Consider the following 12,368-nt stretch of genomic DNA (forward strand, 5'->3'; position numbering starts at 1 on the left):
TTCATCCCCCTAGTGAAGCCTTAGCTTATGTCTCCTTTCTCCCTTGCGAAAGCCTTCCATCCACCAACTATCCACATACTGCTCACATACATAATAGAGGGACTCGCTGTAAATCCCTTCCATCCCTTTCCCCCAATAAAGCAAGAAATTATATAATGTATCAATAAGATGTTTTTCTTCTTTTCTGCATCTATTCTTAACGCTCTCCACCGATTCGCCATAATAACCGAAACGGCTAAAATGAGCCCCTAATAAATACGCTTCTATCGCCACATCGTAACAAGCCTCTTCAATTCCGGCTTGTAAAATAAGACTGGACGTTAAATCAGACGAACCGAAAAATTGGTTCACACGTTCTTTTAACGTTTTAAGCGAGATTTCTCTTAAAACAGATTTTTCATATTTCATCTGTTTCTCTCTTCTTTTTTCATTTAAGGTTGTCACCAAATTCACGGATTACTCACCCCTTTTGCATAGTCTTTATCGACTTCAAAAGAGAAATACCAAAACGTCGCTTGATTCCGATTGCCAATTTTTAATCTGAATGGAAAGAAGAGCAACGATTCAAATTAACAGGAATAGCAATGGTCTTCATCAAACAGATTGATGGAGCCTTTAAGGAAATCAAGAAACGCTTAAAAAAATTAATTCAAATATGCTGTACCCCCAGAATTAAAGATATGGCAGTAATTCCAACCGACCTCATGTTAAAAAAAACAACTCCTAACGCTGTTTAGGCTTAAGCCCCTTTTCTGCCAACATCCAATAAACGAGATGATTGGCTAAGTCATGATTGCCACTTTTTTGTAAATTTCAGCTTGACCTCAAAGCTAAAATGAACCGAAATCAACATGAAAAAACAAATACAGCGATCATCCTTAGATGAACGCTGTAAGCGATTTCTAACTTAAGCAACTTCTTTTTTCGAAAGCTCGACTAAATCTGATTGTGGTATTTTAAATAATTGGCTCCATTTTCGTATAGCAGTTATGATAATGACCACACCAAGTACAAGCATGACAATCGAGATGATTCCATTCAGCACATTATACCCCGGGTTTGCTGAATTTAAATAGACATTTTTAACCATCCAATACCCTGCCACATTCACTGTTATATATAGATAAGCAAGTGGTACAAGACATGTCAGCATATACCAGCGCTTTTCAGCGACCTTCAATACAACTGTTGCCCCAACAACAAGACCGATAGAAGCCATCAATTGATTTGAAACCCCGAACAATGCCCATACCGAACTAATGTCCCCTGAGTAAAGAAGATAACCCCAGACAAAACAAGCCAGAGCACTTGCAAAAATATTGGCTCCTAATGAATCCGTGCGTTTTAACGGTTTAAAGAAGTTTCCAAAGAAATCCTGTATAAGATAGCGCGCAACCCTTGTTCCAGAATCTATGGCGGTTAGGATAAACACAGCTTCAAATAGGATAACAAACTGATAGAAGTAAGAGGCCATCTTTTCAAAGATGGGAATTTCCGTGAAGATATATGTCATTCCTACAGCAAGCGTAACCGCTCCACCTGTTCTACCTTCAAGATCCATTCCTACCTCTTCTTCAAGGGTTCTTAAATGTACCGTCTCCATTCCTAATGTCTCAAATTTTTCAGGTGTTGAATTGATGGCAAAGTAGTCTCCTGGTTGGAGAGAAACCGCAGCAATTAAAGCCATGATCCCTACTAAACATTCGACGAGCATGGCTCCGAACGCTACTCCCTTGGCATCACTCCAACGATTGACCATTTTTGGAGTTGTGCCAGATCCAACGAATGCATGGAAACCGGAAATCGCCCCACAGGCAATGGTAATTGATACAAATGGCCACACCGGACCCGCTATAACCGGTCCACCACCATTAATAAATTCTGTAAATGCAGGAAACTGAACATCTGGATTGACGATAAATACTCCAACAATTAAAGCTGCAAAAACACCAATTTTCATAAAAGTACTCAAGTAATCACGTGGTGCAAGTAATAACCAAACTGGAAGCGCAGCAGCAAAAAAGGCATAAATAGGTAAAATAATAGCTAGTGTACTCTTTTCAAGGGTCAGCAGATCACCTAAAGCTGTTCCTTGAATATTGGGTCCCCAGATAATCGCAGCCATAATTAATCCGAAACCAACGATAGTAGCAGCCTTTAAATTTCCTGTTTTTTTATGGTATAATCCAACTCCCATAGCAATGGGAATGGTGATTCCGACTGCAAAGGTTCCCCATGGGTTTCTTTCTAACGCGCTCAATACAACCAGTGACAAACCTGCCATGGTAATTGTGATGATAAACAACATCGCTAACCCTGCACAAAAGCCTGCTACAGGGCCAAGCTCTTCTCTTGCAACCTCTGATAGCGACTTTCCATCTCTACGCATAGAAGCAAATAACACAACTAAATCGTGCACCGCTCCACCAATTACAGCTCCGACAAGCAACCACACTAATCCTGGCAAATAACCGAATTGTGCCGCCAAAATCGGACCTACTAAAGGGCCCGCCGCCGCAATAGCCGCAAAGTGATGGCCAAATGTTACCCACTTGTTTGTAGGTACATAATCTTTACCATCCTCCAATTTATGAGCTGGTGTCGGCTTTGAATCGTCTAATTTTAATACTTTTGCCGCCATAAAGGTACCATATAAGCGATAAGCAATTAAAAGAATACATATCCCCGCAACTACAATTGTAACTGCATTCATACAATGACCCCCTTCACATTCTGTTATACATCAACAATAGTACACGATGTAAAGGCTTTCATGGCATTTTCAGGATAAATTGCAGAAATGGGCGGCTGAATTACCAACATGAACCGATGAATTACAAATAATAAAACGAAAAATTCAGAAACCTATCTTTCGCTTTAAATCTTTCACATAAGTTCTACTCACAGGAACGGTCGAACCATCTTTCAATCTTAAGTTATAAGTAGAATTAAACCATGGCTCTATTTCAACGATATGGTCCATGTGAACAATAAAGCTGCGATGAACACGAATAAACGCTGTGTTATTCAATTTTTTTTCTAATACAACTAGCGGCTCGCTTACCTTATACTCATTCTCTATCGTTTTAATAGTGCTTTTTCCCTCGGATGAATGCAAAAATAAAATATCATCATGGTGTAGTAAAACGATTCTTTCGTCCACAAGAATCACCAGCTTATCATTATTCTGTTTAATAAGCTTTGAAGCATCAGGCGTTTCTTGCCCTCTATACCTTAGGTTACTAATTTTCTCCAATGTTCTCTGAAGGCGATTTTCATCAAAAGGCTTTAAAATATAATCAACTGCATTTGATTCAAATGCTTGTAACGCATATTCATCATAAGCTGTTGCAAAGACTATAGCTGGCGGTGGATTCAAAAACTCCAAATGTTGAGCTAAACTTAAACCATTCTCAGAATCAAGCTCGATATCGATAAATATTAAGTCTGGCTTAAGAGAGGTAATTTCCATCAACGCTACATCTATACCATCACCTTCGCCAATAACTTCTACTTCCTTGCTACGATTTAATAAATATTTTAATTCATCCCTAGCTAAGGGTTCATCATCCACAATATAGGCTTTCAGCATTTTTCTCGAAAACTCCCTTTTCATCAAGTGGAATAGAAATCATAATTGTTGTCCCATCCCCTGCTTGACTTTTAATTTGCATACTTGCTTGACCGCTATAAATCCCATTTAGCCTTTCACTAATATTGAAAAGGGCAGTCCCATTCCCTTTTTTTGACTTTACGACTTGTTTACCTAAAAGTTCAATTTTCTCTTTAGGCACCCCCTGGCCATCATCTGACACCATGATTTGCAATTGTCCATCTACCGTTTTAATTTGAACAGAAATATGCCCCTCCTTTTTGCTACGCGGAAAACCATAGTGAATAGCATTCTCAACGAGAGGCTGTAAGGTAAATGGTGGTAGCAAAACGGTCTCTAAATTAGGTTCTACTGAAAAATCAATCATAAATTTATTTGGAAAACGACTCTGCTCCAAAGCGATATAGGCTTTAACATTTTCTAACTCTTTTTCAAGGGGAATGAGCATTTGCCTTGCTCCTTGAAGATTGCCACGAAAGAAAGAACTGAGCTCTAATAATAATTTACGTGCTTTATTGACATCTGTACGGCAAAGCGCAGAAATAGTGTTTATGCTATTAAATAGGAAGTGGGGATGAACCTGGGCCTGTAAAGCTTTAATTTCGGCATCCTTTAGTAGTTCTGCTTGCTTCTCTGCCTGAGCTAATTCTAATTGTGTAGAAAATAAGTTAGCTAGTCCTTCTGCCAATTGCTGCTCTACTTGGTCAAGCTTTTCTTGGGACGCATAGTACATTTTTAACGTTCCGACTGTTTTCCCTTTTACCTTTAAAGGTAAAACGATGGCTGCCTCTAGAGGGCACTCATCATGCAAACATGCAATTTCCCTTTTTGATCTTGCAATAGAGATTTTCCCACCCTCCAGAACTCTACGCGTTAAGTCCGTTTCCGGTTTCCCACCTGGAATATGGTGGTCCGAAGCTTTTCCCACGTGTGCCAAAACAAGTTTGTCATCAGTTATGGCTACAGCATCCGAATCCGTCAGTTTTAAAATAATTTCTGCAATTTCTGTGCAGGAATGAATATTTAACCCTTGACGAAAAAATGGCAGTGTTTGATCGGCAATAAGAAAGGCCCTGTTCGTTTGACTCGCACGCGTCCGTTCCTCATCTCGCTTAATAAATTGAATAATAAATAAAAATAGCATCATTCCAAAACCATTGACTAAAATCATCGGAAAAGCAATTAACTCAACAACATTCCAAGCTTGCTCAAAAGGTTTGGCGGTCAAAAGAATGATTAGCATCTGTACAGCCTCTAAAAACATCCCCACAAAAACCGCAAATGGGGTATCAATCTTTTTCCCCTGCTTTTTTCTCTTGTAGCCTAAGTATCCAGAGATCATTCCTGCTAAAATTGTTGAAAGCGAGCAAGAGAAAGCGGTAAATCCCCCAAGTGAATATCGATGTATGCCTGCAATGAGGCCGGCACCCAAACCCACCAATGGACCACCTAAAAGCCCACCAATTACCGTCCCCATTACTCTTGTATTTGCCAATGCATTATCCGCCTCTAATTCTGCCAGCCAGGCTGCTCTCTCAATCGTATCAGGATGAATGACAATCCCAGTATAATTACTCAGTATTCCAAAGCCTCCAAATAACATAATCAATATTAATTTCTCATTGGGATTGTTCTGATATTGAACAATTTGACGAAAAGATTTCATTTGTGAAAGCAGAAAAGCTACAATTACAATAATACCGACCTTTTCCAACATTATAGGGACTAAATTTATCATCCTTATCCAACCTTTATCCTCATCTAACCTCATTATAAAGATTTTTTAAGATTAAAAAAGACCTGAAGTTTTAGAATTATACTTATCGCTTAAAGCTAGATATAGATACAATCATTAACAGGTGATCCACAACAAACGAAATTTATCTATTTCTAGACCGTTAAAAAGCCGTCGAGATAAATCTCGACGGCAAAAGTAAATTTATTTTTTCAATTCCTCATATTGTGCAACAATCTCTTTTGTCAATTCATTTGTTGATTCCAAGCCAGATACTTCCTGCAAAACATAGTCTATACCGTGTTTTTGAAGCATAGCTTGAAGCTTAACTGCATCTTCATCTCCACTGAAATCGAACATTAATGCAGCAGCAATCGCCTTTGCTAAATTCGTATATGATAGACCAGCCTTTTGCGCCTGTACTGCTGGTCGAACTAATCGATCCTCATGCCCTAATTTTCGAAGTGGTGAACGTCCCACTCTTGTAACACCATCATTTAAATGAGCATTTTCGAAACGACCAATAATTTTATCAATATATTTCTGATGCACATCCGCATCTAACCGGTATTCATTAATTAAATAGGCGCCCGTTTCACCAAGGGTTGCTTTTACTTGCTTATAAATTTCTTCATCAGCCAATGTTTGATCGATTGTTTCTTTACCCGCCAAATATCCAAAATAAGCAATTACCGCATGCCCCGTGTTTACAGTAAACAGCTTTCTCTCGATGAACGGAGCTAGCTCAGGAACAATCGTCATCCCTTCAATTCGAGGGATTTCCTCCTTTGTTTCCACTACCCATTCATAGTAAGGTTCAACAAGAACATCAAGGGAACCTTCATTATTTTGAATTGGCACAATCCGATCGACAGCTGAATTCAAAAATGAAACTTGTGCAAGTACCTTCTCTTGTGCCTTCTGATCAAGATGCTCCATAATATAACCTTTTAACAAGTCCGTTGCTGAAATTTGATTCTCACAAGCAATGACGTACAGTCTTTCCTTGTTTTCCTCCACTCTAGCTGCCAACCCTTTTGCAATTAAAGGGGCAATTCTCGGGAGGATACTGGGACCAATCGCAGTCGTTAAATAGACGGCATCTTTTATGGCAGCAATCACTTCTTGTTCCTGCTTTAGATTATTTAAACCTGAGACATTGTCAATCTTCAGCGATTCCTTTGTATCTGTGGCAAGCACCACGCGGTATTCTTTCTTCTCATTCAGTTGGTCGATAATTTGGTCTGCAATGTCGACAAAGATAACCTCGTATCCTGATTGAGAAAAAAGAGCGCCGATGAACCCTCTCCCTATATTCCCTGCTCCAAAATGTACTGCTTTTCTCATCTGAATCATCCCTTTATTTCATGATTTTAAAATTGGTTTCAATATACTTCACAAGGATCGATTTCAACTTGTTATATATCAAATCCTCATTTGCCGAAGAAAAAATAAGCAGCGACTCATCTGTTTCGATGATACTCGTACTAATCAGACTTAATATCTCCTGTTCTCTCAAGCTTAATTCCGCAGGAGCAAGCATGAGAATCAAGTTCTTCATTAACACATCATTGCCGTCCATCCCCTTTACAAGACACGGATTCGGGAGGTGAGTGATTTGAAAAATAAGCTGATGGACATGCTTGTTCCTTGCATGAAAGAGGGCAATATTCGTTTGCGGAATTCCAAGTCCGCCTAGAGTCTCGCGCTCTCTTAAAGATTTGAGGACGTCTGTCCGGTTCTCAAGCAAGGATTCCTCTTCGGCCTTTTGCAACATCGCTTCCAAAATTTCCTCTTGACTTTCCCATCGTTCTCTCCGATAAAAGCGAAAATGATTTGCTATCGCCTCAACACTTTGTTGAACATCCTTCAAGTCTTGCAACATATCGTTTAAACCCAAATTTTCTTCATAAACTTTTGGAAAGTGATCCACTTCAGCATACTGCTTACCTGTTGTTAGCGAGGCAATATGATTTTGTAAAAACGACTTAATAGTGGCAATATTGGCCTCTGTTAACAGCGGATTCACCAGTGTGTACTCAACATTTATAAAAGGCAAACGAACAGTAGAAATAATCATGTCATATGATTTTAAATCCACCTGACTCTTTATATCTTTAATAGACATGATTTCAATCTGATTGATTTCGCTTATTTCTTTTTTTATGCGACTGGCCAGCATCTTTGATGTTCCAATTCCAGTAGGACAAATAACCAATGCTTTAATGATTAAATGCTCTTCACGCATGACAAGCGCTGAACCAAAATGCAAAACCATGAAGGCAATCTCATCTTCGGGGAAATAATCAATTTCTTGAAACTCTCGTTCAACACTGTTTTTTACCGCCATAAAGAGAACTGGATACTTCTTTTTAATTTCTTCTTTTAGCGGATTAAAGGTCTCCATCTTTTGTTTTATCCGAAACAAGGAAGGGCCCATATGAGCGAGCAATCCCTGAAACAGAGAAAAATCCTGTGTCAAATCTACATGTAATTGATTGGAAACGGATTGGATCACATTTTTTATTTTCTGGGCAAAAATGATGCTGTCATTCGGAACAGCATCAGAAGCCCGGAGCTTTGATCCCTTGAGAATAAGAGCTAAATAAAATATATCTTCCTTTGATACCTCTACATCAAATGTCTCTTCCAATTTTCTCACAATCTGTTCCATCAATTCGTATTCTGCCGCAACCTCACTTTCAGTTAAGCTTATTTCCTCGTCCATAAGGTTGTCAGCATCAATTCTCTGTAAAGTAATATAGATATGGAGAAGCATTTCCAAAAACCCGCTGTCAGCTAATCGTTCAGGAGCACTATGAAAGGCTTCCGTAACAAGAATGTTCACTTCTTGTAAATAGTCTGGCGTAAAATAAAATAATATTTTTTCTTCGTGAAGTGCATCCTGCTCTAAGAGAAATAACTTCTCTATCAACTCATCATGGAAGTTTTGCATAAAAAAGTAAGCGAGCGCTCTGCGCTTGTTTGCTTCATTGCCATCTAACTCAACGCCCACGCCTCTTTTCCTCGTAAGCTTTAACTGAAAATAACTAAGCCAAGCCGTGAGCTCATCTAAATAAACAGCTAAAGTAGCTGTGCTAACACCAAGATAATTTGCTAACAGCTGAGTCTTATACATATCCTCATTCAAGATTGCCAACAAGAGGCGCAACTTCCGTTCCTGTGGTGTTTCATCAATCGGATCACTAGAGGTTAAATGTTGAACAAGGCGAAAGATCTGTTCGTTTTTTCCTTCAATTACTAGTCCTTCGTTCTTGTTGCGCGACAATTTCAGATCATAATGTGCTAAGATCTTCTCCACTGCCTTCAAATCTCGTTGAATCGTCCTAGCACTTACATGAAGAGAGGAGGAAATCGATAAAGCTGTGTGCTTTCCTGATGTTTTAATAATCAGTTCAATGATCGCTTTTTCCCTCGAAGTAATGTGCATAGCCATCAACTCGTTCCTGATAAAATAGCAAAAACACTAAATAGAAAAGCGCCAGCGATACGCTTTTCTATTCAGTAAGCATTTATTTCTTCCCAATAATATCAATAATCTCTTGAGCCGTTTTTGCCTCAACCATTTTTTCAATATTCTCCATATCAGAGCATGTTACAGCTATTCCAGAAAGAATTTCAAGATGCGTTCCATCCTTTCCAGCAATACCAAAAATCAAGCGAACTTTTTGACCATCAAAATCAATACCTTCCGGCACTTGTATAACGGTAAATCCAGATTTAAGCACCGCTTTTTTTCCAGCCTCTGTTCCATGCGGAATCGCAACATCATTGCCCATATAAGTTGAAGTCATTTGCTCACGCTCAATCATTGCCTCGATATAGCTTTCTTCAGCATATCCTGCATTGACTAGCGCTTTTCCTGCAAAACGAATAGCCTCTTCCTTGTTGGCAAACTTTTGATTTAAAAAGACATTTTCCGGAAGGAGCAAACCTTCAAACTTCCCTGCTTCAGACTGATTTTCAGTTCCAGCATCCTCTGCATTATCAACGATTTCATAAAGTTCCGAATTGGCTGGAAATTGTAATTTACTTATCAACTTATCATATTCTGGGCTTGATAAAAAATTATCCACTGAAATATGGTAAGCATTCGGCACTTTGTTTCGTGCTCTTGGCGTTAATTCCTCCTGCGTAATAACAACCTGGGCATCTGCAGGAAGATTGCTGATCGATGTATTGGTTACCGTTACATCCATGCCTGCCTCTTTCACTTTTTTACGAAGAAGAGATGCGCCCATTGCACTTGAACCCATTCCAGCATCACAAGCAAAAATAATTTTAGTCACATGATCCGGCATTGCTCCTTGACTTCCTGCAAATGCATTGGCAACAGAGCTTTTCTTGCCTTTCATTTCCTGCATTTTTTGAGCGGCTGCTTCGATATCATCTTCGTTTTGTTTTCCTGTTTTTAAAATAAAAGAGGAAGCAAGGAATGATACAACCGCAGCCACAATAACACCTGCAAAGTTAGCCAAATAGGCACTTGCATGATGTGGTGTTACCGCAGTAATTGCAAAAATACTTCCCGGCGAAGACGGAGCAAATAATCCACCATTAAGTAGAACTAATGTGAAGACGCCGCTCATCCCACCTAGAATAACAGCCACAATCAGAAGGGGACGCATTAAAATATACGGGAAATAAATTTCATGAATTCCTCCGAAGAAATGGATGACTCCTGCACCTGGAGCAGACCTTTTCGCAGCACCCTTTCCAAAAAACATATACGCAAGTAGAACACCGATACCAGGACCAGGATTTGCTTCTAATAAGAAGAGAATCGACTGTCCTGTTTCTTTTACCTGTTCAATCCCAATTGGTGAAAGGACACCATGGTTAATAGCATTGTTTAAGAATAATACTTTTGCTGGTTCAATAAGGATACTTGTTAACGGCAGTAATCCTGTACCAACCATCCAGTCAACTCCAGCTATAAGCATGTTCGTAAACGTATTAATAACTGGACCCACACCTAAGAAAGAAAGAATAGCAATAATAGCTCCTAAAATACCAGCAGAGAAGTTATTCACTAACATTTCAAACCCTGCACGGATCTTTCCTTCAATCATTTGGTCAAACTTCTTGATGACCCACCCACCAAGTGGACCAATAACCATTGCCCCTAGGAACATCGGGATTTCTGCACCGGCGATTACTCCCATTGTTGCGATCGCACCAACAACTGCCCCGCGTTGATCATATACAAGTTTACCACCTGTATATCCGATTAAAATCGGTAGTAAGTAAGTCACCATTGGACCGACCATAGTAGCTAATTCTTCATTTGGCCATAAGCCATCTGGTATAAATAACGCTGTAATCAAACCCCATGCGATGAATGCAGAGATGTTCGGCATCACCATCGAGCTAAGAAAATTACCGAACTTCTGTACAGCAACCTTAATATTAGACTGAGACATTTTCATCTCCCCTTTATAGTTCGTTCATGATCATCCTATCTTAGAATGACAGCGTTATCAACAAAGTCAAAATCTAGATTTGTCGCATGAACTAAGACAAAAGTAATGTATCTCACGTACGCATATTATTAACTGATTTTGGATGATACGAACTCAAAAAAAGATAGGAGAGCCTTTCTTGAGACTCACTTTACTTTTGCAACTCCGATGGCATAATGCTTAAATAGAATATTTTCGACAATTTCTGCTTTTTCTTCTTCACAATCCACAATGACAATGACTTCCGAATGATATCCTTTCAACTGTCTCCGTTTCTTTTTTAAAATGATCTCCGTAAACAGACGAATGGCAAAGCCCACCAAAAACCCAACAGCTGCTCCGATTAATCCCCAGTAAATCGGTCCCCATGCTAGCTTAAAGCCAATGCTCGCTCCAATAACAGCAAACGCTGTTGATAGCGCTGCGCCAATATCAATCAAAGATGTTCCATCAGAGCGGTTAATTGTATCGAATACCTTATGTTCCTCTTTTCGATTATCAAGGGGAACGACAAAGATATGTTCTTTTTTAATCCCCTTTTTCTCCAAAGTGGCAATAGCCAGTTCAATATAAGTGGTATGTTCAAATGTAGAAAATAGCTGCATATTCTAGTTCACCTTTTGCCCTTTTAATACTTTAAAAGTTGGAAATTGATAATTCTTTTTTAAAAACAACCGCTGTTCCTGATCAAACAATTTATTATTTTCTACCGTATTACTATATGAATCATAAACAGAGAAGCCGTAAAGCGAGGGAAAGAATAAAAACCATTCGGGATTTATCACACTTGTTGCTTCTGCAATTTCTCCTAAAAACAATAGTGAAATCGCTTCGAGACCTCGAGATTGATAAAAGAAAACTACGACCCAAATAATCACAAAAAAAGCTGTCGTAATTCTATGCAAATATAGCTGTCCCAGTCCCGGAATAAAAAGCGACCATATAATAGACATAGCCGGATTTCTTCTATCCAAATAATTAATTTCAAGAGCCCCTATACTAAAAGAATTAAACTGGTGATTTTCACGCTCCGCTAATATATACACTTTGTTCATGTCGATCGTTGTGCGATAACTATCCCAGATTCCAAATATATAAACGGGAATATAAATTAATAGCCACCTCGTATCTAAAATATCTTTCGCCTTATCAATTTCACCTTGGAAGGAATAGATCATGGCAAAATTGAGATTACATTTTATATTAACGACGACTTCCCAGATAAACAGCACGAAGCCACGAAGATATTTTGATAATAGGAGGTGGCCAAACCCTGGGAAGGCAGCGCTCCACCATGCGATAATGTAGGGGTTTCGACGATGAACTTGAGTGGTCCCAAGAATGCTGACATGTGCTTGATATCTTCTTGCTGTATTATCATTTGTAAAATTGTTCATTTTTTCACCCAATGAATTCTTTTTTCTTAGCATTGCTTTTGTCTTGCGTCTTTATGCAAAGGAGACTTCTGTCAACAATGAACCTTCGGGCCCATTTTCACAAATCACACTACTTGTACGCTGGGGCATACTGAGATTTC

The 12,368-nt window shown here is 39.0% G+C and carries 9 protein-coding genes; all 9 read right to left on the reverse strand.

Translation table 11 applies throughout. The features are described from left to right. Window positions 1-9: 9 nt before the first annotated feature. A complete protein-coding gene (locus NST02_RS01055; RefSeq protein ID WP_212934455.1) occupies window positions 10-453 on the reverse strand; it encodes a YbaK family protein in 444 nt (147 codons plus the stop codon). 454 nt (window positions 454-907) lie between these two features. Further along, a complete protein-coding gene (locus NST02_RS01060) occupies window positions 908-2,713 on the reverse strand; it encodes a carbon starvation CstA family protein (protein ID WP_095313827.1) in 1,806 nt (601 codons plus the stop codon). A gap of 144 nt (window positions 2,714-2,857) precedes the next feature. Next, window positions 2,858-3,592: a LytR/AlgR family response regulator transcription factor gene (locus NST02_RS01065; RefSeq protein WP_095313823.1), complete on the reverse strand. Its 735-nt coding sequence runs from the start codon at window positions 3,590-3,592 to the stop codon at window positions 2,858-2,860. Continuing rightward, a complete protein-coding gene (locus NST02_RS01070; RefSeq protein WP_212934456.1) occupies window positions 3,567-5,351 on the reverse strand; it encodes a sensor histidine kinase in 1,785 nt (594 codons plus the stop codon). The genes NST02_RS01065 and NST02_RS01070 overlap by 26 nt, the downstream gene beginning before the upstream one ends. Before the next feature lie 201 nt (window positions 5,352-5,552). Beyond that, window positions 5,553-6,695, reverse strand: a complete 1,143-nt coding sequence (locus tag NST02_RS01075; RefSeq protein ID WP_095313817.1) for a mannitol-1-phosphate 5-dehydrogenase — start codon at window positions 6,693-6,695, stop codon at window positions 5,553-5,555. 13 nt (window positions 6,696-6,708) lie between these two features. After that, complete coding sequence (locus tag NST02_RS01080) at window positions 6,709-8,805, reverse strand: BglG family transcription antiterminator (protein WP_340947722.1); 2,097 nt, start codon at window positions 8,803-8,805, stop codon at window positions 6,709-6,711. A 76-nt stretch (window positions 8,806-8,881) separates the two neighbouring features. Next, a complete protein-coding gene (locus NST02_RS01085; protein ID WP_340947723.1) occupies window positions 8,882-10,792 on the reverse strand; it encodes a PTS mannitol transporter subunit IICBA in 1,911 nt (636 codons plus the stop codon). A 185-nt stretch (window positions 10,793-10,977) separates the two neighbouring features. Beyond that, on the reverse strand, window positions 10,978-11,436 hold the full coding sequence (locus tag NST02_RS01090; protein ID WP_095313813.1) for a hypothetical protein: 459 nt from the start codon (window positions 11,434-11,436) through the stop codon (window positions 10,978-10,980). A 3-nt stretch (window positions 11,437-11,439) separates the two neighbouring features. Next, window positions 11,440-12,228: a hypothetical protein gene (locus NST02_RS01095; RefSeq protein ID WP_340947727.1), complete on the reverse strand. Its 789-nt coding sequence runs from the start codon at window positions 12,226-12,228 to the stop codon at window positions 11,440-11,442. Window positions 12,229-12,368 lie beyond the last annotated feature (140 nt).

It is taken from the genome of Robertmurraya sp. FSL W8-0741, assembly GCF_038004005.1.
Lineage (GTDB): Bacteria > Bacillota > Bacilli > Bacillales > Cytobacillaceae > Robertmurraya > Robertmurraya siralis.

What these genes read in the sequence shown, in the direction of transcription:
- NST02_RS01060 (WP_095313827.1), bottom strand. Translation starts at nt 2,713, where the DNA reads ATGAATGCAGTTACAATTGTAGTTGCGGGGATATGTATTCTTTTAATT.
- NST02_RS01065 (WP_095313823.1), bottom strand. Translation starts at nt 3,592, where the DNA reads ATGCTGAAAGCCTATATTGTGGATGATGAACCCTTAGCTAGGGATGAA.
- NST02_RS01070 (WP_212934456.1), bottom strand. Translation starts at nt 5,351, where the DNA reads ATGATAAATTTAGTCCCTATAATGTTGGAAAAGGTCGGTATTATTGTA.
- NST02_RS01075 (WP_095313817.1), bottom strand. Translation starts at nt 6,695, where the DNA reads ATGAGAAAAGCAGTACATTTTGGAGCAGGGAATATAGGGAGAGGGTTC.
- NST02_RS01080 (WP_340947722.1), bottom strand. Translation starts at nt 8,805, where the DNA reads ATGGCTATGCACATTACTTCGAGGGAAAAAGCGATCATTGAACTGATT.
- NST02_RS01085 (WP_340947723.1), bottom strand. Translation starts at nt 10,792, where the DNA reads ATGTCTCAGTCTAATATTAAGGTTGCTGTACAGAAGTTCGGTAATTTT.
- NST02_RS01090 (WP_095313813.1), bottom strand. Translation starts at nt 11,436, where the DNA reads ATGCAGCTATTTTCTACATTTGAACATACCACTTATATTGAACTGGCT.
- NST02_RS01095 (WP_340947727.1), bottom strand. Translation starts at nt 12,228, where the DNA reads ATGAACAATTTTACAAATGATAATACAGCAAGAAGATATCAAGCACAT.